Source organism: Clostridium sp. AF29-8BH, from assembly GCF_003478145.1.
Classification (GTDB): domain Bacteria; phylum Bacillota; class Clostridia; order Lachnospirales; family Lachnospiraceae; genus Otoolea; species Otoolea fessa.
Genome location: NZ_QUEL01000020.1, coordinates 22,575 through 47,023 on the forward strand (window position 1 = coordinate 22,575; position 24,449 = coordinate 47,023).

General features: G+C 50.4%; 20 protein-coding genes and 2 pseudogenes. 18 read left to right on the plus strand and 4 right to left on the minus strand.

Features of this window, described 5'->3' with window-relative positions; all coding sequences use genetic code 11:
- Positions 1-262: 262 nt before the first annotated feature.
- The 6 genes from rfbG (at position 263) to DWZ16_RS11720 (ending at position 7,401) form a co-directional block, all read left to right on the plus strand.
- Positions 263-1,327, plus strand: coding sequence for a CDP-glucose 4,6-dehydratase (rfbG, locus tag DWZ16_RS11695; RefSeq protein ID WP_118471414.1), 1,065 nt, complete (start codon positions 263-265; stop codon positions 1,325-1,327).
- Between the two features lie 94 nt (positions 1,328-1,421).
- On the plus strand, positions 1,422-2,777 hold the full coding sequence (gene rfbH, locus DWZ16_RS11700; protein WP_118522913.1) for a lipopolysaccharide biosynthesis protein RfbH: 1,356 nt from the start codon (positions 1,422-1,424) through the stop codon (positions 2,775-2,777).
- A 121-nt stretch (positions 2,778-2,898) separates the two neighbouring features.
- Entirely contained in the window at positions 2,899-3,792 is an 894-nt protein-coding gene (locus DWZ16_RS11705; RefSeq protein ID WP_118522907.1) for a LicD family protein, read from the plus strand.
- Positions 3,793-3,902: 110 nt separating this feature from the next.
- Positions 3,903-4,859 (plus strand): glycosyltransferase family 2 protein, encoded by a 957-nt coding sequence (locus tag DWZ16_RS11710; RefSeq protein ID WP_117796321.1) that lies wholly within the window; start codon positions 3,903-3,905, stop codon positions 4,857-4,859.
- Positions 4,860-4,873: 14 nt separating this feature from the next.
- The gene (locus DWZ16_RS11715; protein ID WP_118522908.1) at positions 4,874-6,619 is read left to right on the plus strand and encodes a D-alanyl-D-alanine carboxypeptidase family protein; all 1,746 of its coding nucleotides are present in this window, start codon (positions 4,874-4,876) and stop codon (positions 6,617-6,619) included.
- A gap of 188 nt (positions 6,620-6,807) precedes the next feature.
- The gene (locus tag DWZ16_RS11720) at positions 6,808-7,401 is read left to right on the plus strand and encodes a hypothetical protein (protein WP_181357194.1); all 594 of its coding nucleotides are present in this window, start codon (positions 6,808-6,810) and stop codon (positions 7,399-7,401) included.
- Positions 7,402-7,537: 136 nt separating this feature from the next.
- On the opposite strand, the gene DWZ16_RS11725 is transcribed toward DWZ16_RS11720, so the two are convergent.
- The gene (locus tag DWZ16_RS11725; RefSeq protein ID WP_117796288.1) at positions 7,538-8,515 is read right to left on the minus strand and encodes a zinc dependent phospholipase C family protein; all 978 of its coding nucleotides are present in this window, start codon (positions 8,513-8,515) and stop codon (positions 7,538-7,540) included.
- Between the two features lie 279 nt (positions 8,516-8,794).
- On the opposite strand from DWZ16_RS11725, the gene DWZ16_RS16950 reads away from it, so the two are divergent.
- The gene (locus DWZ16_RS16950; protein ID WP_412694340.1) at positions 8,795-9,307 is read left to right on the plus strand and encodes an alanine:cation symporter family protein; all 513 of its coding nucleotides are present in this window, start codon (positions 8,795-8,797) and stop codon (positions 9,305-9,307) included.
- 43 nt (positions 9,308-9,350) lie between these two features.
- The gene (locus DWZ16_RS16955) at positions 9,351-10,151 is read left to right on the plus strand and encodes an alanine:cation symporter family protein (protein ID WP_412694341.1); all 801 of its coding nucleotides are present in this window, start codon (positions 9,351-9,353) and stop codon (positions 10,149-10,151) included.
- Between the two features lie 367 nt (positions 10,152-10,518).
- On the opposite strand, the gene DWZ16_RS11735 is transcribed toward DWZ16_RS16955, so the two are convergent.
- Positions 10,519-10,959 (minus strand): hypothetical protein, encoded by a 441-nt coding sequence (locus DWZ16_RS11735; protein WP_107000687.1) that lies wholly within the window; start codon positions 10,957-10,959, stop codon positions 10,519-10,521.
- A gap of 364 nt (positions 10,960-11,323) precedes the next feature.
- Between DWZ16_RS11735 and DWZ16_RS11740 the strand changes: the two are divergent.
- From DWZ16_RS11740 to DWZ16_RS11765, 6 genes and pseudogenes are all read left to right on the plus strand, one after another.
- Positions 11,324-11,850, plus strand: a pseudogene (locus tag DWZ16_RS11740) (peptidylprolyl isomerase).
- A 3-nt stretch (positions 11,851-11,853) separates the two neighbouring features.
- Positions 11,854-12,555, plus strand: a complete 702-nt coding sequence (locus DWZ16_RS11745) for a GNAT family N-acetyltransferase (RefSeq protein ID WP_118522909.1) — start codon at positions 11,854-11,856, stop codon at positions 12,553-12,555.
- Between the two features lie 55 nt (positions 12,556-12,610).
- Positions 12,611-13,483: pseudogene (ispE, locus tag DWZ16_RS11750) on the plus strand (4-(cytidine 5'-diphospho)-2-C-methyl-D-erythritol kinase); the annotation flags it as partial.
- Positions 13,484-13,504: 21 nt separating this feature from the next.
- Positions 13,505-14,185 (plus strand): GntR family transcriptional regulator, encoded by a 681-nt coding sequence (locus tag DWZ16_RS11755; RefSeq protein ID WP_118522914.1) that lies wholly within the window; start codon positions 13,505-13,507, stop codon positions 14,183-14,185.
- Positions 14,182-15,402 carry an aldo/keto reductase gene (locus DWZ16_RS11760; RefSeq protein ID WP_118522910.1) on the plus strand — a complete coding sequence of 407 codons (1,221 nt, stop codon included), beginning with the start codon at positions 14,182-14,184 and terminating at the stop codon, positions 15,400-15,402. The genes DWZ16_RS11755 and DWZ16_RS11760 overlap by 4 nt, the downstream gene beginning before the upstream one ends.
- Positions 15,403-15,499: 97 nt before the next feature.
- Positions 15,500-16,126, plus strand: coding sequence for an HD domain-containing protein (locus DWZ16_RS11765; protein WP_107000681.1), 627 nt, complete (start codon positions 15,500-15,502; stop codon positions 16,124-16,126).
- Here DWZ16_RS11765 and DWZ16_RS11770 read toward each other — a convergent pair.
- The gene (locus tag DWZ16_RS11770; RefSeq protein ID WP_118522911.1) at positions 16,071-16,766 is read right to left on the minus strand and encodes a hypothetical protein; all 696 of its coding nucleotides are present in this window, start codon (positions 16,764-16,766) and stop codon (positions 16,071-16,073) included. The two genes, DWZ16_RS11765 and DWZ16_RS11770, sit on opposite strands and share 56 nt — an antisense overlap.
- Before the next feature lie 138 nt (positions 16,767-16,904).
- Here DWZ16_RS11770 and DWZ16_RS11775 point away from each other — a divergent pair, with 138 nt between their 5' ends.
- The 3 genes from DWZ16_RS11775 (at position 16,905) to DWZ16_RS11785 (ending at position 19,420) form a co-directional block, all read left to right on the plus strand.
- Complete coding sequence (locus DWZ16_RS11775) at positions 16,905-17,966, plus strand: D-alanine--D-alanine ligase family protein (protein WP_022360088.1); 1,062 nt, start codon at positions 16,905-16,907, stop codon at positions 17,964-17,966.
- A 137-nt stretch (positions 17,967-18,103) separates the two neighbouring features.
- A complete protein-coding gene (gene murI, locus DWZ16_RS11780) occupies positions 18,104-18,967 on the plus strand; it encodes a glutamate racemase (RefSeq protein WP_118469160.1) in 864 nt (287 codons plus the stop codon).
- A gap of 3 nt (positions 18,968-18,970) precedes the next feature.
- Positions 18,971-19,420 carry a DUF1934 domain-containing protein gene (locus DWZ16_RS11785; protein WP_022360090.1) on the plus strand — a complete coding sequence of 150 codons (450 nt, stop codon included), beginning with the start codon at positions 18,971-18,973 and terminating at the stop codon, positions 19,418-19,420.
- 93 nt (positions 19,421-19,513) lie between these two features.
- Here DWZ16_RS11785 and DWZ16_RS11790 read toward each other — a convergent pair whose 3' ends face one another.
- A complete protein-coding gene (locus DWZ16_RS11790; RefSeq protein WP_022360091.1) occupies positions 19,514-19,999 on the minus strand; it encodes a hypothetical protein in 486 nt (161 codons plus the stop codon).
- Between the two features lie 573 nt (positions 20,000-20,572).
- On the opposite strand from DWZ16_RS11790, the gene DWZ16_RS11795 reads away from it, so the two are divergent.
- Positions 20,573-24,436: a DNA-directed RNA polymerase subunit beta gene (locus tag DWZ16_RS11795; RefSeq protein ID WP_022360093.1), complete on the plus strand. Its 3,864-nt coding sequence runs from the start codon at positions 20,573-20,575 to the stop codon at positions 24,434-24,436.
- The last annotated feature ends 13 nt before the right edge of the window (positions 24,437-24,449 follow it).

A 24,449-nucleotide genomic window follows, 5' to 3' on the forward strand; every position in this document is an offset into this window, starting at 1 on the left:
TATGAAGCCGAGTCAAAATGAAATTCCAATGTGTTTACAGCTGTATTCATGAAAAAATATAATGAGCGCAGGAGAAAAGAATGCGGCTGCGAAGCAGACATATTCTTTTCTTGCGCCATTAACGAACGAACAGCCATGCGAAGCAGGGCGGTAGAGCGCGATAGCGCGGGTTCGTGAGTGGACGGGTGAGAAATATAATAAGAGCACTCAGCAAAGATAATGGAGTGATGAAATCACGAAATTAATTAAAAAGAGGAAAACCATGGAACTTCTTGATTTTTATAAAGGAAAACGGGTCCTTGTGACCGGTGACACAGGCTTTAAGGGAAGCTGGCTGGTCCGCATTCTCCATCTGGCGGGGGCGGAGGTGACCGGCTATGCGCTGAAAGCGCCGACCGAGCCGTCGATGTTTGAGATCCTGCATCTGGGGGAGACGATTCACCATGTGGATGGGGATGTGCGCGATTTTGCCCATCTAAAACAGGTGTTTGATGAGACGAAGCCAGAGATTGTACTCCACCTGGCAGCGCAGCCGATCGTGCGCGAGTCGTACCGGGATCCGGTCGGCACGTATGCGGCGAATGTCATGGGTACGGTTCATGTGCTGGAATGCGCCAGACAGTGTGAATCCGTCCGCTCTCTCGTCAATGTGACGACGGACAAGGTTTATGAAAATAAGGAATGGGAGTACGGTTACCGCGAAAATGACCCGCTGGACGGCTATGATCCGTATTCCAATAGTAAATCCTGTTCGGAGCTGGTGACACACAGCTATAAGCAGTCGTTCTTCACGGACGGCCGCTGCGCCGTCTCAACCTGCCGTGCTGGCAATGTGATCGGCGGCGGTGATTTTGCGGCGGACCGGATCGTGCCGGATTGCGTGCGTGCAGCGGAAAAGAAAGAGCCGATTATCGTGCGGAATCCGCATTCGACGCGCCCGTTCCAGCATGTGTTAGAGCCGCTGTTTTTGTATCTGACGGTGGCAAAGGCGCAGTGGGAAAATGCGGAGCTGGCGGGCTGCTACAACGTCGGACCGGATGACTGTGACTGCGTCAATACAGGACGTCTGGCGGATCTGTTCTGTGAAACATGGGGCGGCGGGATGCATTGGATCAACCGCTATGACGGAGGTCCGCATGAGGCGAATTTTCTGAAACTGGATTGTTCCAAAGTGAAAAAGGTATTTGGCTGGAAGCCGCACTTCCATGTAGAAGAGGCGATGGCTGCGACGGTGGAATGGTCGAAGAAGTGGCTTGCCGGAGCGGATATGCGCGAGGTGACGGATGAGCAGATCCGGGCGTATGCGGCTCGGTTTGAAGAAAAATAGATAGATGCAGGCGGCTGCACGAAAGGTGTGTCTGGCAGCAGGCAGAGCTGATACGGCTGCGGCAGAGAACGGTAGCAAAAGCAGGAGGAGAAACATGTCAGAAGAAAAAGTAACCCTGTCGGACGGAAAAGAGGCTGCGCGTCAGCAGATTCTCGATCTGGTGGCAGAGTATTGTGATAAATATCATAATCAGAAAAAAGAATTTACTGAGGGACAGCGGATTCCGTATGCGTCCCGCGTTTACGATAACCATGAGATGGTCAATCTGGTAGACAGTGCGCTGGAGTTCTGGCTGACCTCCGGACGTTACACCGATCAGTTTGAGGCGGGGCTTGCGAACTACCTGGGCGTCAAATACTGTTCCCTTGTAAACTCCGGTTCCTCCGCGAACCTGATCGCATTTATGGCGCTGACTTCCCCATTGCTGGGAGAGCGCCGGGTGCGCCGCGGCGATGAGATTATCACGGTTGCGGCAGGTTTCCCGACGACGGTAACCCCGGCGATCCAGTATGGCGCAGTTCCAGTGTTTGTGGATGTGACGATTCCACAATACAACATCGACGCCGATAAGCTGGAGGCGGCGCTTTCAGAGAAGACGAAAGCGGTTATGATCGCCCACACACTGGGAAATCCGTTTGATTTACAGAAGGTAAAAGAATTCTGTGACCGTCATAACCTGTGGCTGGTGGAGGACAACTGTGATGCCCTCGGAAGCCGCTATGAGCTGAATGGCGAGTGGCATTTTACCGGTACGATCGGAGATATCGGAACGTCCAGCTTTTATCCGCCGCACCACATGACGATGGGCGAGGGCGGCGCCGTGTACACGGACAATCCGCTTTTAAACAAGGTTATCCGTTCCTTCCGCGACTGGGGACGCGACTGTGTCTGCCCGTCCGGCTGCGATAACCTCTGCGGTCACCGATTTGACCGCCAGTATGGTGAGCTGCCGCTTGGCTACGACCATAAATATGTATACTCCCATTTTGGATATAATTTAAAGGCGACCGACCTGCAGGCGTCGATCGGCTGCGCGCAGCTTGAAAAGTTTCCATCCTTCGTGGAGCGCAGAAAACACAATTTCGCCCGCCTGAAAGCGGGACTTGCCGGAACCGAGGACGCATATATCCTGCCGGTTGCCTGTGAGCATTCCGATCCGAGCTGGTTTGGTTTCCTTCTGACCTGCCAAGAGGGCGTGGATCGGAACAAGGTGGTCAAATATGTCGAGGAAAAGGGCGTGCAGACGCGTATGCTCTTTGCCGGAAACCTGATCAAGCATCCGTGCTTTGATGAGATGCGGAAAGAAAACTGCGGCTACCGCGTAGCCGGAACTCTGGAAAATACCGACCGTATCATGCGCGATACCTTCTGGGTCGGCGTTTATCCGGGCATGACAGATGAAATGATTGATTATATGGCAAAGACACTTCGTGAGGCATGCCGTCAGTAAGAACGGAGACCGCGGCAATTCACAGGCGGGGAGATGCTCTGCCTGTAAGAAAATGCCTGTGAAAATGAGCAGCTGTGACAGAGAATGAGCAGTTGCAGGAGAAAATGAGGGGACAACCATCATGAATGAGGAAAAATCAGAGAGCCGCAGGGCGGTCAAACTGCCGCCGTATCCGGGGCTTGAGAAGGTTCACCGGGCGAATCTGCGCCTTTTGAAGGAGATAGACCGGATCTGCCGGAAATACAAGATTTCCTATATGCTGGATTCCGGGACACTTTTGGGCGCAGTGCGTCATGAGGGATTTATCCCGTGGGATGATGATGTCGATCTGGCATTTACACGTGCCAATTATGAGATGTTTTTGAAGGTAGCGCCGCGGGAGCTGCCGGAGGGAATGTCCCTGCTGCGCCCGGAGGAGATCCGGGGCGGCAAGGTGTTTTATGATTTTACAACGCGCGTCATCTATGACAACAGCCGCGTCCATGAGGATAATGAGCAGATGCAGTTTTATGAGGGAAAATTAAACCATCTCTGGGTGGATCTGTTCGTCCTTGACCGCCTGCCGGATAGTAAGGTGGGCGCGTGGAGCGCAAAATTTCTTCAGAAGGTTATTTATGGAATGGCGATCGCACACCGTGATCAGATTGATTTCAGCAAATACAGCCTGATGGATAAGCTGCGGGTTGGTGTGCTGGCAGGTGTGGGGCATCTTGTCCCGATGCCGGTTTTATTTAAGCTGCAGAGACTTGCAGCGGCGAAGGATCGCAAAAAGAAGACGAAACACTGGTATTACAGCAATTACCAGCCGGATTATCTCTATGTAACGCTGGAGGGCGCATGGTGCGAGCGCGCGGTGGATCTGCCGTTTGAGGACACAAAGCTGATGGTGCCGGTGGGCTATGAGCATGTGCTGGAGTGGATTTACGGCGACTATATGACGCTGCCGCCGGTGGAAAAACGGGTTCCGGCACATTCTTCGATAGCGATCGAAATTTTGGATGCCCCGGATGCTTAATTGAAAGATGAAATATGAGTAAGAAAGATAAGAAAAAACGGACAGACAGCATGGAAGATAAGAAGAAAAATGAAACCAGACAGTCGACCATGCAGAACAGGATGGAAAATATGAACGGACAGAAACCAAAGACGATCTCGATCGTGATTTCTGTTTACAACGAGGAAAAGGCGCTGCATGAGTTCTATCGGGAGGCAACTCCGGTTTTTGAGGCGCTGCCATGGAATTACGAACTGATTTTTGTCAACGACGGAAGTGCGGACGCCTCGGGGCAGATTCTGGCAGAACTGGCGGCAGCGGATCCGCGGGTACGTGTGATCAACTTTTCCCGCAACTTTGGCCATGAGGCGGCGATGCTTGCGGGGCTGGACCACAGCAGCGGGGAGGGCATCGTGTGTATGGATGCCGATCTGCAGCATCCGCCGGAATGTGTGGCGCAGATAATCGAAAAATTCGAAGAGGGCTATGAGGTTATCAACATGGTCCGGACGAAAAATAAATCGGCTGGATTCATAAAAAACCTGACGTCTTCTGCTTTTTATAAATTTTTGAACAAGATTTCAGATGTGAAGCTGGAAAATAACGCATCCGATTTCTTTGCGCTGACTGCCAATGCGGCGCAGGTGTTAAAGACCAATTACCGGGAAAAAGTGCGTTTCCTGCGCGGCTATGTGCAGAATATCGGATTTAACCGGACGACCATCGAGTATGAGGCGAGAGCCAGGGTGGCGGGCGAGAGCAAGTACAGCATCCGGAAATTATTTAAATTTTCGATCAATACGATTCTCTGCTTTTCGGATCTGCCGCTAAAGCTCGGCATTTACTCGGGAATTATCGTGGGCTTTCTGGGGCTGCTCGTGATGCTGGAAACGATTTATGAGTGGGCGGTCAAAGGAACGCCCAATGGTTACGCGACGATCGTAGTGCTTTTATGCTTTATGTTCGCGATGCTGTTTGTGATTGTGGGAATTATCGGGGAGTATATCGCGATCCTGTTTACAGAATTGAAGGATCGTCCAATTTATATCGTTCATGATACAAAAGGATTTCCGGAAAAGGAAAGCTGACAGGAAGGAATCGTATGAAGAGATTAAGACGTTTACTGATAAGTTTGATGATTACGGCACTGATGGCTGCTGGAATGCCGATGACGGCATTTGCAAAGCCGGACTGGCCCTCGGATACGGGGATCGAGTCGGAGGCAGGCATTGTCATGGATGCGGACTCCGGGGCGGTTTTATTTGGGCAGAACATCCATGTGCAGAAGGCGCCGGCAAGTATCACGAAAATATTGACGGCGCTCGTAGTCATTGAGAACAGCAGTCTGGATGATACGATCACATTTTCCCACGATGCCGTTTACAACGTGGAAGATGGCAGCGGAAACAAGAACGCCATCGAGGAGGGCGACACGCTTTCGGTGCGCGATTGTCTCTACCTGCTGCTGATGCGTTCTTCCAACCAGGCGGCGAATGCGCTGGCGGAGCATGTGGGCGGAAGCCGCGACGGTTTTGTGAAGATGATGAACGAGAAGACGGCGGAGCTTGGCTGTGAGAACAGCCATTTTGCGAATCCGTCCGGTCTGAATGACGACACACAGCTCACTTCGGTGTATGATATGGCGCTGATCGCATCGGCGGCGTATAAAAATGACACGCTTTTAACGATCAGTAAGGATAAGAGCTACCGATTACCGGCGACGAAGAACAATCCGGACGGTGTGACCATTCAGCCGGAGCATAAGCTTCTTATCACGACTGACACAGAGAGTCCGAACTATTATCCATATGCGGTGGCCGGAAAGACCGGTTACACATCCGTTGCGGGGCAGACGCTTGTTACCTATGCGATCAAGGATGACAGACGCCAGATTGCGGTCACGATGAAGAGTACGCAGGCGACCCATTATCAGGATACGATTGCATTGCTGGATTTCGGCTTTCTACGGTTTGAAAATGTAAATATTTCGGAAAATGAGACGGCATACACAAGCGGCGATCAGCCGGTGCAGATCGGAGACAATAGCTATCAGCCGTCCGATTTATCGATGGATACGTCGGCAGTCATCACGATCCCGAAGGATGCTTCGTTTGCGGATGCGGAGAAGACGGTGGTAACGGATCTGCCGGAGGATGCACCGCTGGGCGCGGTGGCACTGCTTTCTTACAAATACAACGACCGCAAGATCGGACAGGTGTATCTGATCAGCGCATCGGCGGCAGAAGCGGCAGCAAACGGGGAGACGGCTCCGGATGACGGAAATACGGCATCGGATCCGGCAGCATCCAATACAGGCGCGTCCGGAAAACCGAAGCAGGCGAAATCTTCGTTCCACCTGACCCTGCCGAAACTTCCGAAAGTATCGGTGAGAACGGTGCTGATTGTGGTCGTCAGTGTGCTTCTGGCAGCGGCGTGTGCGGCGCTTGTATGGTTGTTCTACCAGCGTCATCAGGAAGAAAAGAGACGCCAGGAGGAGCGGAGAAAACGGAGAAGACAGCGTCTGCAGGAGATCGGCTGTTCGCGGGAAGAGTTTGAAAAACTGCTTGAAAAGCGGATGGGCGCGTCCTACAGGGCGCCTGGCACAGCGGAGGCAGATGAGAGCACAGAGCAGGCGGAGTCTGACATGGATGTGCGATCTGGTTCAGGACAGGTTCCGGCGGCAGATGCAGCCGCGTCCCGGCTGGCAGAGAGTGGAAAAGTAAGAACTGGTTCCACGGAAAAGAAGCCGCTGAAAGAAAAACCTGCACAGAAAGAGGCAGAGGATGCCAAAACACAGCAGGGTGTGCAGGAGGATGACACAGAGCTTACGGTTGAGGATTTGGATTGACAACCTGGATGCGCTAAATGGCGGTAAAATGGTCCAGATGGATTGTTTACGGGAAATTTTGGAAAGTATGAAGATTTTTTGAATTTTTCTAAAATGACTACAAAAACAAAAGGCGATATTATATAATAGCCATGCGGTTCGGGCTGGTTCCGGCTGTGAATGAGTGAATGAAGGGATAGAAGAACACGATGAAAAAACTTCTGATAATGATGGTTGCGTGTATGGCGCTGCTCAGCGGATGCACGGAGAGTACGATTGTAAAACCGACTTCTGAGACGGTAGTCGGAGATCCGAATTTTGAGACCCAGGAAAATGTTGAGATCGACTGGACACAGGTCAGCACGGACGCGGAAGACATGTTCAAGGATACAAGTACCTACGAGTACGGCCGCGATTTCCATTTCTATATGGAGCCGAACAAGAAACAGATCATGCTGATCTGGGTAGTGGCAGATGATCTGCCGGATGATCAGATAGGAACCTATGCGGAAGATTTAATCAAGGGATTCAACGACATTGTCCACACCCAGGACTTCTCGATTGAGATGTCCGGTGAAGATTCCTACGGCGGACTGTGGAAACAGTATGCACTGTCCTACAGCATCGTTCCGGAGAGCGACCAGGATAACGAGGACGCATGGTTTATCAGTGGTTCCTATGAGGCTGGCGCAGATTTCAAACTTCCGGATACCAAAGAGCTGATTTCCAAGGTGAAAGAGAAAGAAGCAGCAGGCGAGTACGATACGACTGAGGCGGAGGAAGAGACAGAGAACGCAGAATAAGAGGTTGTCTGCACAGACACGGGATATTTTCTGTGTATAATTAAGAGAAAAGTGATCAAAAAAGCTGTCATATGAGAAACAGATGAGTGTTCTTCATATGACAGCTTTTATTTACCAGGAACCGAAGTACGTGTTTTCACTCAACAGGTAGTCCGCTGTGATAAGACTCATTCCCCAGTTCAGCCAGAAGCGGCGATAAATCCTGTTTATCTAACGGCATGTTGTCTGTGACGGCGCTGTTTAAAAGCGCATAGACACGGCTGCATTTGTCCAATGTTTCATGGAAGAGATCAACAAACGAGGCGGTTGAGACGCGGGTCGGATCCCACGGGTTGCCCCATGCTTCGTGGTTTAGGTTACAGCTGCTCCGGTAGTCGGTTACGGAGTCCGTTACCATTTTCGCGGAAGCAACTGGGTGGTTGACGAAGATGGATTCGACCTGTGCAATGCCGAATTTTTTCTTGCCGTTCTTGTCCGAGAGTGTCCGGCAGCCGAAGCGCAGCGCCCAGATGGAGCGGTGCACCATCGCCGGAGTAACCTGGAAGTTGTTGCGGTAGGTGATCGGATAATAGGTTTCGTTGATGCAGGAAGCCAGGAAATGGGAAATAAACTGGATTTCCTGTCCATTTAGACAGATCGTGGCGGTCTGGTTAAATTCGGACGGCTTCTTTTTTTTATATTTCCAGAGCAGGATCGCGTCGAGCTCGTTTTCCAGATGTGCGTGCATCCCGTGATGCATGGAGGTCGGGGCATCCACTGGATAGCCGATGCGCCCGTACACGTAAGGATGACAGATCGAATCGGCAATGTAATGGTTTATAAATCCGGCCAGATAGGAGATGGCTTCCTCCTGCTGCTGGCGCGAGCGGATGGTTCCAATACGGCGCAGACAGCACTCAAAAAAGGCGTTTACCTTGTGTTCGTGCATATAGGAACCGACGTTGCGGTAATCGCGGTGGCGCAGGATCGGGATATTATAGAAAAACATATCCGGTCCCTGCAGACCGAGCTGGTAGAGCCAGCGGTATTTGGCGATCGTGTGTTTTAAGGGTGTGAACGGCATATCGTTGTATGCTTTCATGCCGAATATATAGTGCGTGGTAAAACCTGGCATATTGTTTTCATCCTTTCCAGAAGGACAGAGATTTGGAAATTTGTCCGCCTGTCCGATATGCTTATTGTAGCACTGCCGGTCTGGTTTGTCATGGGGTTTGCGGATGTTTACAGAAAGTGTAAGAAAACGTGGTTACTGGACACGTATGCGTGTACAGTAACAAAACGTGGATGGAAAGAGAGTTCTCGGAAGGCAATATCATGGCTTGGAGAATGAAATATCATAGTAAATCATAAGATTGGTTTGATAGAGTGAAAATAGATATAGAAAGGTGCTCGGATGGAAGCACTCAGAATCGTACAGAAAATGGTGTGGGGACCGTGGCTTCTGGGACTGTTTCTGGCGGTTGGAGTCCTCTGCATGGTGCGTCTGCGGGGATTTCCGATCCGTCATATCAGAGTCTGGTGGGAAGAGACGGTTGGGAGCGGCGGGAAAGGACAGCTTTTGACGACCTGCACCGCGCTGGCGGCGACGGTCGGAACGGGAAATATCACGGGCGTGGCAGTCGCGTTGGCGATCGGTGGTCCAGGTGCTGTGTTCTGGATGTGGGCGGCGGCATTTCTGGGGATGGCGCTGGCATATACGGAGGTTTATCTGGGAATTTTGTATGGGGGCGGACCTTATGTCTATCTGGAAAATGGGGTTGGAGCTGTTTCGCTGGAAAATGCTATGCCCTGTTTTGCGTGCTGGCGTCGCTTGGAATGGGATGTATGGTACAGGCGGGGGCTCTGGCGGATAGTCTGCGCTATGCAGCGTCCCTGCCGCCGCTTGGAACCGGTATCATACTGGTAGTTTTGACTGCCGTGGTGCTCTTTGGCGGGGCAAAACGCATCGGATGGACGGCTCGGTTCTGGTACCGGTATCGGCGGGGCTGTATCTGCTGGCAGGTGGAATCGCCGTGTTCAGTTTTTATGATCAGATACCGGAAGTATTGATGAAAATTGTGGGCGGGGCATTTGGACTGGCAGATAATGCAGGACAGACGGATGGAAGCAGTATTTTGAATTTTTCAGGAATTTCGGGCGGGATGACCGGGTACGGAATGGCAGCGGCGATCCGGAGCGGGGTATCGCGCGGTGTGTTTTCCAATGAGGCGGGCCTGGGGAGTCTGGCGGTGCTGCATGGGATGAGTGAGGGAAAGGGGAGGCTAAGACAGAGGCAGGAAGCGCAGAAACAGGGAATGTGGGCGATTTTCGAGGTGTTTTTCGATACAATCATAGGGTGCAGTCTGACCGCTTTTTTACTGCTCTGTGTATTTCCACACAATCTGACCGAGAAGATCGATTCCCTGGGCGGCAGCGGCGCGGTGGCGGCGGCTCTGGCAGCCCGTTTTGGAAATGCAGGCGGCATAGTGACGGCGGCGTGTATAGTGCTGTTTGCCTTTGCCACGATCCTTGCCTGGTTTTACATCGGCGATCAGGCACTTGGATGGCTGATGCGGGGTGTCCCACAGAAGCGTGCCGACAAAATATGTATTTTGTATCACGGAGGTTATCTTGCCTCAGTCTTTCTCGGCTGCGTCAGCCGGATGGAAGCCGTCTGGGCGGTATCTGATATTTTCAATGGGCTGATGGCGCTGCCAAACCTTGCAGCGCTGGTGCTGCTTGGCAGGAAGGTACGAAGACCAGAACGGTGAGAGCGTTGAGGGATTCAGATACAACAAAAGACCTCTCCAGCAGTGAGAGGTCTTTTGGTATTGAAAAAGGGAGGAGAGCTGATATAAACTCAGCTCGGTATTATGAAAAAAATTTGTAAGCATTGCTTGTTGCTATGGTTATAGTATAGGGAAAAATCGTGAAGAAACCATGTTAATTGTGTAAAAGGTTTTTTAATGAAGTGTGAACGAAATATGAACGCGGAACATGGATTCCATGATTACGATAAATAGATTTTATGTTCAGAGGATCGAAAATGGCAGCCTGGGCAGGAAGCGCAGATATTTTGCGTGCTTCGTCTGTCAAGACTGCCATAAAAAATACGGGTATAAAGTGTGTCAACAATCCTTATTCCGCTTTTTTAACTGATAAAACGGTTCCGCTGAATGCATCCACTTCACTGACGGTTCCCGTATACGTTACGGTAACTTTATCCCCATCTTTTACATCAGAAAGCCCGTCCGGTTTCTGATCCTGCTCGAAGCTGAATTCATAATCGGTTCCGTCGGCGGTGATCGTAAACATAAAGTCTTTGATGTCGCTGATCGTACCAGTCATTGTGGACTGTTTTGCATCGGCAGTTCCTTCGGATGGAAGAACGGCGTCTTTGGCGTCTTCTTTTAAATCATCCATCGGGCTGCTTTCGTCCATGCCATTCGAGCTGGACTCGGAGGAGGCGGACTGGGACGATTCATTAGCAGTCGGTTCATTCACGTTTTTGGAAGAGCAGGCGGTTGCGAGCGAGAGGATCGCAGCCGCGCCCAGGATAGCAAAATATGTTTTTTTCATAGTACATTACCAACCTTTCTTTTGACTTAGTTTGCTCACAGATGTATGATGCAGGACAGATGATGATTCCTGAGCGCAACATTCATCTTTTCGCATAGAATGTCCATTTCGACATTGTGCTATACATCTTAAGCCATAAATGTGAACGAATTGTGAGGAGAAACTTACGAAATGTAAAGAAAATGGACAAATATGGAACGAAAAACAGTCGATTTTCGAACGTTTTTAGAATGTGAAGCATCGGAAAAATTTAGTGACAGTGTGCGCTCCATGTAAATTGTAACGAGGCTTGTTCCAGGAATGGTTGTATGATATAATGTGAACACTTAATGAGATATTTTTTAAAATTCAGGAGGAAACATACATGAAAAATCCAGTTGTTACCATTGAGATGGAAAATGGCGATATCATGAAGGCAGAGCTCTACCCAGAGATTGCGCCGAACACAGTCAACAACTTTATCAGCCTGATCAAGAAGGGCTTTTATGATGGTCTGATCTTCCACCGTGTCATCAAGGGCTTTATGATTCAGGGCGGATGCCCGAATGGAAACGGTATGGGCGGTCCAGGGTATACCATCAAGGGTGAGTTCAGCCAGAATGGTTTTACGAACAATTTCAAGCACACCAAGGGCGTTCTCTCTATGGCGCGTGCGATGGACCCGAACTCCGCAGGTTCCCAGTTCTTCATCATGCATGAGACTTCCCCGCATCTGGATGGTCAGTATGCATCCTCGGGAAGATAGTTGAAGGTCTGGATATCGTGGACAAGATTGCCGGCGTCCGCACCGACTGGGGCGATCGTCCGCTGAAAGAGCAGAAGATCAAAAAGATGACCGTTGACACCTTCGGCGAGGAGTACCCGGAGCCGGAAAAAGGAAAAGAAAGATAATCTATGACAATCGAACGAGAAGTAACCATTGCGGGACAGACATACCCGGTGATTCTCTCCGATGAAAACGAAGCTCTTCAGGCTGCGAAAGCAGCCGGGAGAGCTATTGTTGGCTTATGGAGGGAAAACGAGGAAAAACAGCCGGCCGACTATTCATCTTGCCTTTACCTTATTACAGACCCTGAAGACGCCGATGAAACATTCCTGGAACGCGTCGTCCGCCGCCATCTGGCTCTCCCGTGGTTCATCGCGGAAACCGACCGCCTCATCATTCGTGAATTTTCCCGGGACGATCCGTTGGAACCGGCATCCGCTGAGGATGCCGACGGAACTTTTTCTGATTGGAACAAGCGCGAGGAATACCGGAAACACCAGTACCGCTTTGCCGAGTGCGGTTTGTGGGCGCTGGAACGCCGCGCGGACGGTGTGCTGGTTGGAAAGGCGGGGCTGACGGACGGAGAGCTGGGATATCATATTTATGAACCGTTCCGCCGTCAGGGATATGCGCTGGAAGCCTGCCGGGCGATTGTGAAATATGGGTTTGAAACGCTGGAGCTGGATAAGATCCGGATTTGCACGAAGCGTTCCAACACGGCTTCACGGATATTGGCGGAAAAAATGGAATTCGTTCAGGTACCTTCATCCTGCAAGGATTCTATTGTATTTTGTATGCAAAAAGGATATAATAGCTTGTATACAAAATAATGAAAAAATACAATCTAGTGTGATTACACTAAGGGAACGATGGGAGGAATGACCGATGATCAGGCATCTGGAGCTGAAAGCATATGGAAAGATCAATCTCGGTCTGGATGTAGTCCGCCGGAGAGAAGACGGCTACCACGAAGTGCGGATGATCATGCAGACGGTGCGCGTGTACGACGCGATCGAACTGAACCGGACGGAGGAAGAGGGAATCCGTCTTTCAACGAACCTTTATTATCTGCCGGACAATGAAAATAACTTAGGTTACCGCGCGGCGAAGCTTCTGATGGATGAGTTTGGAATCCGTGACGGTGTGGAGATCAAGATGAAGAAATTTATCCCGGTGGCAGCCGGGATGGCAGGCGGCAGCAGCGATGCGGCCGCAGTCCTGTTTGGTGTCAACAAGATGTTCGGACTGGGGCTTTCGAAACAGGAGCTGATGGAGCGCGGCGTCCGTCTGGGGGCGGATGTGCCGTACTGTATCATGCGGGGAACGGCTCTTTCGGAGGGAATCGGGGAGATCCTGACACCGCTTCCGCCGATGCCGCAGTGCCGCGTGCTGATTGCCAAACCGGCGGTCAGCGTTTCAACGAAGCATGTGTACGAGAGCTTAAACCTGCCGTCTCTGGGTGCAGAGGCGCATCCGGATATTGATGCGATGCGGGCGGCGATCGAGAAAAAAGACCTCTCCGGTGTCGTTTCACAGCTTGGAAACGTGCTGGAAACGGTGACGATCCCGGAAAATCCGGTGATTCAGACACTCAAAGATAAGATGATGGAGATGGGCGCGGACGGCTCTTTGATGAGCGGAAGCGGTCCAACCGTATTTGGCTTGTTTACGAACCAGACGGCGGCGCAGGCGGCGTATGAGGAACTCCGCTATGGAAGCAGCCAGGATCTAGCGAAACAGGTATACCTGACTAGTTTTACAACAGGAAGGGGCACGCAGATGGGGAACAATTTTGAGGTTAAAATGAATGAATATCTCCCACTCAGGGATGTGGTATTCAACACACTCCGGCAGGCGATCTTAAAGGGAGAGCTGGCACCGGGCGAGCGCCTGATGGAGATTCAGCTGGCACAGAAGCTGGGCGTCAGCCGCACCCCGATCCGTGAGGCGATCCGCAAGCTGGAGCTGGAAGGACTCGTTCTGATGATTCCGCGGCGCGGCGCGGAGGTGGCGCGAATTTCGGAAAAAAGCCTGAAAGATGTGCTGGAAGTGCGCCGTTCGCTGGAGGAACTGGCGATTGAGCTGGCGTGCCAGCGCATGACGGAAGAAGATATGCAGGCATTGGAAGAAACACAGAAAGCATTTAAAGCGGCGATTGATCAGGGCGATGCGATGAAGATCGCGGAGACGGATGAGGCATACCATGACGTGATCTACCATTCGACCCGCAACAAGCGTCTGGTGCAGATTTTGAACAACCTGCGTGAGCAGATGTACCGGTTCCGTCTGGAATACATCAAGGACGAGGATAAACGGCAGATTCTGCAGTTAGAGCATGAAAAAATATTGGCGGCACTGCGTCTGCGCCATATGGCGGAGGCAAAGGCGGTAGCCAGGGGGCACATAGATAACCAGGAAATCACGGTACTTAAGAATTTAAAGGAGCGGAAGGAAGTATGACATTTAAAGAATTGTACCTGTCCGGACAGATTCCATTTGAGGAAATCGATCGCTATATTTCCCGTTGGAACCGGTCGGATGATGAGCGGACACTGGCAAAATATCTCGGTCTCAACGCCGATGAGGAGGATGTCTGGATCGATGACAGCGACGAGGCGCTGAAAGAGATGCTGGACGCAAGAGAAAGGGTAGCCGGTACGCCGGTTACCCTTGGAAAGACGGATATTATCGTCAATAAAAATGGATTTGGCGCGCTGCCAATCCAGCGTATTTCTTTTGATGATGCGAAGGTACTGCTTCGCAAGGCGTATGATGCGGGTGTCCGTTTCTTTGATACGGCGCGCTTTTATACGGACAGTGAGGAGAAGATCGGCTATGCGCTGAGCGACGTGCGCGAGCATATCTATATTGCGACCAAGACAGCGGCAACGACGGCGGAAGGCTTCTGGAAGGATCTGGAGACGAGTTTACATAATTTAAAAACAGACTACGTGGACATTTACCAGTTCCACAATCCGGCAGTCTGTCCGAAGCCGGGAGACGGAAGCGGTCTTTATGAGGCGATGCTCGAGGCAAAAGAGCAGGGGAAAATCCGTTTCATCGGCATCACGAACCACCGCATGAGCATTGCGGAGGAGGCGATCGAGTCGGGGCTTTACGATACCCTGCAGTTCCCATTTAATTATCTTTCCACCGAGCGGGAGATCGCGTTGGCGAAGGCCTGTGCGGAGCACGAAATGGGATTTATCGCAATGAAGGGTCTGTCGGGCGGTCTGCTGACCAATTCGGCTGCGAGCTATGCCTATATGGCACAGTTTGAGAATGTACTGCCGATCTGGGGTGTACAGAAGGAAAGCGAGCTGGACGAATTTTTAAGCTACATCGGCAATCCACCGGAACTGACGGACGAGCTGAAAGCTGTTATTGAAAAAGACCAGAAAGAGCTGGCAGGTGAATTCTGCCGGGGCTGCGGCTACTGTATGCCGTGTCCGGCAGGAATCGAGATCAACAACTGTGCGCGTATGTCCCTGCTTCTGCGCCGTTCTCCGTCAGTGAGATACCTCTCCCCGGAGGGACAGGCGAAGATGAAGAAGATAGAGGACTGCCTGCACTGCGGACACTGCAAGTCGATGTGCCCGTATGGTCTGGATACGCCGAAGCTTTTGGAGGAGAATTATAAGGATTATAAAGAGGTTCTTGCAGGGAAGAGACTGTAAAGAGAGGATAAATGCAAGAGGCATTTTTCCGTTACTGGGCACGTATGCGTGAACAGTAACTAGAAATGTAGTGAAATAGACCAGGGAGGCGGAAACAATGGATATAAATCAGAAACAGAAAGAACGTCTGGAGCAGCAGTTTGCATTTATCCGGGAGATAGATAAGGAGAAATTTATCGGTCGCCAGACGTATCTGACAGACGGCGAGCGGAAGGAAAATGACGCGGAGCACGCATGGCATATGGCGATCATGACGGTGCTTCTGGCGGAGTATTCCAATGAGCCGATCGATGTGCTGAAAACGGTTACCATGCTTCTGATTCACGATCTGGTCGAGATCGACGCCGGCGACACATATGCCTATGATGAGGAGGCGAAGAAAACCCAGCGGGAGAGAGAATTAAAGGGTGCAGAGCGCATTTTCGGAATGCTGCCGCCGGATCAGGGCGAAAAACTGCGCGCTCTCTGGGATGAATTTGAAGCCGGGGAGACGCCGGAAGCACGGTTTGCACATACGATGGACAACATCCAGCCGACGATGCTCAATGATGCTTCCAAGGGAAAGGCGTGGGCGACGCGCGGCGTGCACCTGAGCCAGATTCTTGGAAGAAATAAGAATACCGCCAAGGGCTCGGAGACGCTGTGGAACTATTCCTATGAGAATTTCATTACTCCGAGCCTCCGGGAAGGAAAGATAAAAAACGACACGTTACCCGAAGAGTAATCGAATTGTCGGAGGAAGCATGAGCTTTATCCGGCAGACTGCTGTCAGCGGAAACGGCGTGCGTGGCTGTTATTTTTGAGTTCGAAGAAGATTCTGTCGGTTCGGTGGTAATTTTGGAAGCTGAAGCTGTTCCAGAACGTTTCGAGTGATTGGAGCAAGTCATCGGGTCAGCTTTAGAGGAAATCAGAGCAGTATCTTTCTTGTTTACATCAAAAATGATATGCTTCTTTTGCGACAGCCAGTTCATATCGTTATCAAAAATCAGAGCGTCAGAGACGGAATCGGCGCTCTGATTTTTTGAGTTTTCTTCCGGCATGACACCTCCGGACAGGGCGGGCGGCGGATAGAGAACACCCCACCAGTTGTCGATCACATGAGTCTGCAGGATCGGCGGGGCGATCGCGTACGCCAGGACTTTCTGCTGAATCTGGTTTCTGGTAAAAGTAAGAAGAGGCAGGCAGAAAAGCAGAAATAAGAGCATGGAACATAATGCGAGAAGCGGGAGTATTCCATCGTAGATATGGGAAAACTTGCACGAACCGGTGGAAAAATGGCGGCATTTATTGGTAACAGGTGGATGAATCCTGGATGCGGATGACAGAGAATTTTCAGACTGGAACGAAATCACTTGATTTAACATAATGGCTCTCCTTTTACTGAAAGAAATCGAATCTTCTTGTCGCAAGTATTGACAGTTATGGTATAATCTAAACTATATTTTGGAATAGCATTCCGGCGTGTGGTGAAGCTTCCCACACCCGGCAGAAAGGCGGATATTATGAAAAAGAGTGTACTTGTGGTATTTGGCGGACAGTCTTCGGAACATATTGTTTCATGTATGTCGGCAATCAATGTCATTAAAAATATAGATACAGAGCGCTATGATGTAACCCTGATCGGCATTACCGAAGAGGGAAAATGGCTGCTGGTTGACTCGGTCGAGCAGATCGAGGATGAGAGTTGGAGAAAGAACACGACGACCGCGATCCTTTCCCCGGATGCAACGGAGAAATCCGTGATCGTCCTGAAAGATGGTAAGGCGGAAATGATCCGCATTGATGTGGTATTCCCGGTTCTGCATGGACTCTGGGGCGAGGACGGCACCATTCAGGGCATCTTTGAGCTGGCAAAAATCCCGTATGTCGGATGCGGTGTGCTGGCGTCCAGCGTTTCGATGGATAAAGTGTATACAAAACAGATTGTTGACCACACAGGCGTGCGCCAGGCGGCATATGAGCTGGTCATCCGCAAAGAACTTGAAAAGATGGATGAGGTTGTGGCACGCATCGAGAACCGGTTCGCATATCCGGTATTTATCAAGCCGTCCAATGCAGGTTCTTCCAGAGGTGTCAGCAAGGCGTCGGATCGCGAAGAGCTGATTGCAGGCTTAAAGGAGGCGGCGCACCATGACCGCAAGATTCTGGTTGAGGAGACGATCGTCGGCCGTGAGATCGAATGTGCGGTCTTTGGAAATGGCACAGAACCGGTCATCGCTTCCGGTGTTGGCGAGATTCTGGCAGCAGCCGATTTCTATGATTTCGATGCGAAATATTACAACGCAGAGTCCAGAACCGTGGTAAATCCAGAGCTTCCGGGCGATGCGACCGAGCGTGTGCGTCAGGCGGCGAGACGTATTTTCAAGGCGGTAGATGGCTATGGTCTGTCGCGTGTCGATTTCTTTGTGACGAAGGACGGCGAGGTTATCTTCAATGAGATCAATACCATGCCGGGCTTTACCGCGATTAGTATGTACCCGATGCTCTTTGAGGCGGCCGGAATCCCGAAGCCGGAGATGGTGACAAAGCTGATTGAACACGGACTGAAACGCTACGAAGCCTAGAAATAAATAAAAATGTTTCAGAATCCTGAAACAGTGTGAGAGAATCTACTTTTGGACGTTATATGATTCGATATACACAGAAGTTCGGGAAAGAATGGAAACATGACCATAAGAATTTTGCCGAAAGGAAGGTAAACATGGATAGAAATGCCCCGATCGGAGTTTTTGATTCAGGCATCGGCGGTCTGACGGTAGCCCGTGAGATCATGCGTCAGATGCCGCAGGAGCGCATCGTATACTTTGGAGATACGGCGCGCGTTCCATATGGAAGCAAATCGCAGGAGACGGTGCTGCGCTATTCCCGCCAGATCATCCGTTTTCTGAAAACACAGGGAGTCAAGGCGATCGTGATTGCCTGCAACACGGCCTCGGCGTGTGCACTGGAGACGGTCAGACAGGAATTGGATATCCCGATCATCGGGGTTATCTACGCGGGCGCGCGCACGGCTGCCGAGGCAACCCATAATGGAAAGATTGGCGTGATTGGAACCGAGGCGACCATCCGGAGCGGTATTTATACCAGAGAAATGCAGAAGCTGCGCCCGGATATTGAGGTCATTGGAAAACCGTGTCCGCTCTTTGTGCCGCTGGTGGAGGAAGGACTCTTCCATGATTCGGTAACAGATGAGATTGCCTCCCGGTATCTTTCTTCGCTGAAAGAAAAATACATTGATACGCTGGTTATGGGATGTACGCATTATCCGCTACTGCGTTCGACGCTGCATCGGCTGATGGGTGACGAGGTGACTTTGGTAAATCCGGCATATGAGACGGCGGTTGAACTTAAAACTCTGCTGCGGGACATGGATCTGACACGCAGTTCGGAGGATCTGGAACGTTTTTCGGAGGAAAACAGCCGCCGCGCTGCTGCCGGGGAGCCGATTCTTGACCAGTATCAGTTCTTTGTCAGCGACCGGGCGGAGAATTTTACGCGTTTTGCCAAGGCGATTCTGCCAAAAGAGGTAAAAGACACGAAACAGATTAACATTGAGGAGTATTAAAATATGACGAAAGATGTGCTTGTATCCGTGCGCGGTGCCCATATTGCGGACGGGGAGACGAATAACCTGGAGGTTATCACGGCAGGCAGCTATTATTTCAAAAATGGCAAGCATTATATCATCTATGATGAGATACTGGAGGGCGAGGAAGGAAGCATCCGCAATACCATCAAAGCCAATGCGGACAGCGTCGATATGATCAAGGGAGGCGATGCGCGGGCGCATATGATTTTTCAGGAGAACCGTCCGAATGTCAGCTGTTATGTGACTCCATACGGTCAGATGATCGTGGGCGTCACGACCGACCGCATCAAGATCAATGAAGGTCCGGATCATCTGAAAATCCAGATTGATTATACGCTGGAACTCAACTATGAGCAGACCAGCCAGAGCCATATTGAAATTGATGTGAAATCGAAGGCGACGGCGAAATTGAACCTGAAAGAGCAGTAAATATAAAAGAATATAGAAACAAAGAAATAAAATCGACGAATCAAAAATCCCGGAAACGTGCAATCAGTTACATTTCCGGGATTTTAAGATCCATTATTTATTTTTCTTGGACTTGGAAGCTTCTTTCTTTGCTGCCTCTTCTGTATTTTTTTTGAAACGGTCAAAGAATTTTTTCTTCTTCGGCAGCGGCGGGATGCCTCCGCGCACGCTCTTGATCTCTGTGATATAAAGACCGCTGATGACAACCTTTGCCTCGGTGCGGAGCGGTAACTGAAGGAATACCTTCTCATCCGCGATCATGGTCACAACCTTCGGTCCGATCTTAGCCTTTACGATCGGGAGCTTCGCCCACTTCATATACCATGGAGTCTGGTCAATAACCATCTTCGGGAGACCGGAATCTCCGATTTTCAGTTTCTTTTTGTCAATCGCCAGAATCGAAACAGTCTGTTTCGAAGCGTCGATCATAGTCTGCTGCTCTGCCTGACGTTTCTGCATCCGGGAACCCAGAATATACAGTACGACAAGAAGGATAGCCAGAATGACGATAATAACTAGCAGTACATTCCAAAATGACATATATATACCTCCGTTGTAGATAGCGGCGGGACGAAAATCCAATCCCATTTCGCATGGAACACGAAAATAACCGCGCAATTACTATGTATTATAGCATTGGAGTGGGGAAATGGCAAGAAAAATAGACGGGTAACTATGGCGATGGGGACTTAAAAAAATAGAAAAAACCAAAATCATGTTATCGAGCGCTTTTACTGAGATGATTTCGGATGTGTTGGTGCATTGGTCCGCATAAGCGATTCTTTCAAATCCACTTAACTCTGGCATCGGTTTCCTCCATATGTTGTAGTGAATATTCTTAAATTATACCATGATTTGCCGCATGATAGAATGAAATGAGAAGAGGGAAGGCTATATTTTCCAAATTCATCAAAAAACCACTTGACACCCATCAAATCCCATGCTAAGATGGAGAATGCACTATTGTGGAAAACTGTGTTTTCCGGGTATTCGTATGCCCAAATGACAGTGCAGCTCCGGCGGCATGAAACAAGGCTGGTTCGGAGATGGAAAAATGCAAACCATAGAGATAGAAAGAAAACAGGGGTGAAACATCGAATGGAGAAAAGCAGGATGCGTCCGGTAAAAACCGGTAAAGGTGTAAGGATGACCTTCTCAAGACAAAAAGAAGTTCTGGAAATGCCGAATTTGATTGAGATTCAGAAAAACTCGTATCAGTGGTTCCTGGATGAGGGACTGAAAGAAGTGTTTGCTGATATCTCCCCGATCACGGATTTCGCAGGTCACTTGAGTCTGGAATTTGTGGATTTTACACTGTGTAAAAACGATATCAAATATACGATCGAAGAGTGCAAAGAGCGCGATGCGACCTATGCAGCTCCTCTGAAGGTAAAGGTAAGACTTTGCAATAAAGATAAAGATGAGATCAATGAACATGAGATTTTCATGGGTGATCTTCCACTTATGACCGACACCGGCTCCTTCGTTATCAACGGAGCGGAGCGAGTTATCGTCAGCCAGCTTGTTCGTTCCCCTGGTATTTATTATGGAATCGCGCACGATAAGATCGGTACAGAGTTATACAGCTGCACCGTTATCCCGAACCGGGGTGCCTGGCTGGAGTATGAGACAGATTCCAACGACATTTTCTACGTGCGTGTAGACCGGACCAGAAAAGTTCCTGTTACTGTTCTGATCCGTGCTCTTGGTTACGGTACTAACGCCGAGATCATTGACCTGTTCGGCGATGAGCTGAAACTGGAGAAGAGCTTCGAGAAGGATCCGTCCAACAACTACCAGGATGGTCTTCTGGAATTATATAAGAAGATTCGTCCGGGTGAGCCGCTTTCCGTAGACAGCGCAGAGAGCCTGTTAAACAGCATGTTCTTCGATCCGCGCCGCTACGATCTGGCAAAGGTAGGTCGTTATAAATTCAATAAAAAGCTTCACTTTAAGAACCGTATCGTAGGTCACGTTCTGGCTGAGGATGTGGTTGATACAACTACCGGAGAGATTCTGGCGGAGCAGGGAACAAAGGTTACCAAGGAACTTGCTACTGACATCCAGAACGCAGGCGTTCCGTTTGTATGGATTCAGGGTGAGAAGAAGAATCACAAGGTTCTTTCTAACATGATGGTAGATCTGGGCGCTTATGTGAATTTCGATCCGGAAGAAGTAGGCGTCACAGAGTTAGTATTCTATCCGGTTCTCCAGGGTATTCTGGAAGAAAATGCCGGCGCTTCTGATGAGGAGTTAAAAGAGATTATCCGCAGAGATATCCATGACCTGATTCCGAAGCATATTACGAAGGAAGATATCATCGCTTCCATCAACTACAACATGCATCTGGAAGGCGGCATCGGCAATCCAGATGATATCGACCATCTGGGCAACCGTCGTATCCGTGCGGTCGGCGAGCTGCTTCAGAACCAGTACCGTATCGGTCTGTCCCGTATGGAGCGTGTGGTACGTGAGCGTATGACAACACAGGACATGGAAGGTGTTTCTGCCCAGTCCCTGATCAATATCAAGCCGGTTACAGCAGCAGTCAAGGAGTTCTTCGGAAGTTCCCAGCTGTCCCAGTTCATGGATCAGAACAACCCGCTGTCCGAGCTGACCCATAAGAGACGTCTTTCCGCCCTGGGTCCTGGCGGTCTGTCAAGGGACCGTGCCGGATTCGAGGTACGAGATGTACACTACACACACTATGGCCGTATGTGCCCGATCGAGACACCTGAGGGACCGAACATCGGTCTGATCAACTCCCTGGCATCTTACGCACGTGTCAATGAGTACGGTTTCATCGAAGCTCCGTACCGTGTAGTAGATAAAACCGATCCGTCCAACCCGGTTGTTACGGATGAGGTTGTATACCTGACAGCAGACGAGGAAGATAACTTCGTTGTTGCACAGGCAAACGAGCAGTTAGACGAAGAAGGACACTTCGTCCACAATAACGTATCTGGTCGTTTCCGTGAGGAGACCTCCGAGTTCCAGAAGAAGAAAATCGACCTGATGGACGTATCCCCGAAGATGGTATTCTCCGTAGCTACTTCCATGATTCCGTTCCTGCAGAACGACGATGCGAACCGTGCTCTGATGGGATCGAACATGCAGCGTCAGGCGGTACCACTTCTGACCACCGAGAGAGCCGTTGTCGATACCGGTATTTCCGCGAAGGCAGCTGTTGACTCCGGTGTGTGTGTCGTTGCAAAGAATGCCGGTGTGGTTGAGCGCTCCGCTTCCAACGAGATCATCATCAAGAGAGATTCCGATGGAAACCGCGATGTATACCATCTGACAAAATTCAAGAGAAGCAACCAGTCCAACTGCTACAATCAGAAACCGATTGTATACAAGAATGACCATGTCGAAGCTGGCGAGGTTATCGCAGATGGCCCGTCCACCTGCAACGGTGAGATCGGTCTGGGCAAAAACCCGCTGATCGGCTTCATGACCTGGGAAGGCTACAACTACGAGGATGCCGTTCTTCTGTCTGAGCGTCTGGTTCAGGAGGATGTATATACCTCCGTCCATATCGAGGAATACGAGGCAGAAGCACGTGATACCAAGCTGGGACCGGAAGAGATCACAAGAGATGTTCCGGGTGTCGGCGAGGATGCACTGAAAGATCTGGACGAGCGCGGTATCATCCGCATCGGTGCAGAGGTTCGTGCCGGTGATATCCTGGTAGGTAAGGTTACTCCGAAGGGAGAGACCGAGCTGACCGCAGAAGAGCGCCTGTTACGTGCGATCTTCGGTGAGAAGGCAAGAGAGGTTCGTGATACCTCCCTGAAAGTACCGCATGGTGCATACGGTATCATCATTGATGCGAAGGTATTTACAAGAGAGAACGGCGACGAGCTGGCTCCGGGTGTAAATAAGACCGTTCGTATCTACATTGCACAGAAGAGAAAGATTTCCGTCGGCGATAAGATGGCTGGCCGTCATGGTAACAAGGGTGTCGTTTCCCGTGTACTTCCGGTTGAGGATATGCCGTTCCTTCCGAATGGCCGTCCGCTCGACATCGTACTGAACCCACTGGGCGTACCGTCCCGTATGAATATCGGACAGGTCCTGGAGATTCATTTAAGCCTTGCTGCCAAAGCACTTGGTTTTGATGTATCCACCCCGATTTTCGACGGTGCAGACGAGAAAGATATTCAGAACACTCTGGAGATGGCAAATGACTATGTCAACACCTCCTGGGAAGAGTTCGAAGCAAAATATAAAGATATTGTAGATCCGGAAGTTATGGAGTATCTGGGTACCCATCTGGAGCACAGAAAACTCTGGAAGGGCGTTCCGATCGGACGCGACGGTAAAGTCCGCCTGAGAGATGGACGTACCGGCGAGTACTTCGACAGCCCGGTTACAATCGGACACATGCATTACCTGAAACTGCATCATCTGGTTGATGATAAGATTCATGCACGTTCCACAGGTCCTTACTCCCTCGTTACACAGCAGCCGCTGGGTGGTAAAGCTCAGTTCGGTGGCCAGCGTTTCGGAGAGATGGAGGTTTGGGCTCTGGAGGCGTATGGCGCATCCTACACGCTGCAGGAGATCCTGACCGTGAAGTCCGATGATGTGGTAGGTCGTGTGAAGACATACGAGGCAATCATCAAGGGCGAGAATATTCCGGAGCCGGGTATTCCGGAGTCCTTCAAGGTACTCTTAAAAGAGCTTCAGTCCCTGGGTCTGGATGTCAGAGTTCTGGCAGAAGACGGTTCCGAGATCGAGCTCAAGGAGAACATCGACGAAGGCGATACCGATCTTCGTTCCGTCATCGAGGGTGACAGCAAGCGTTACTCTCAGAATGAGTCCTTCGGCAACTACGGTTACCAGGAGCAGGAATTTAAAGATGGTGAGCTGACCGATGTAGAGCACGATGAGTATACAGCAGAGGCAGACGGCTATACGGACGATGACTATGCAGACGTTTCCGATGATAATGGATCTGACGACGAAGAATAATCGATAGGAGGGA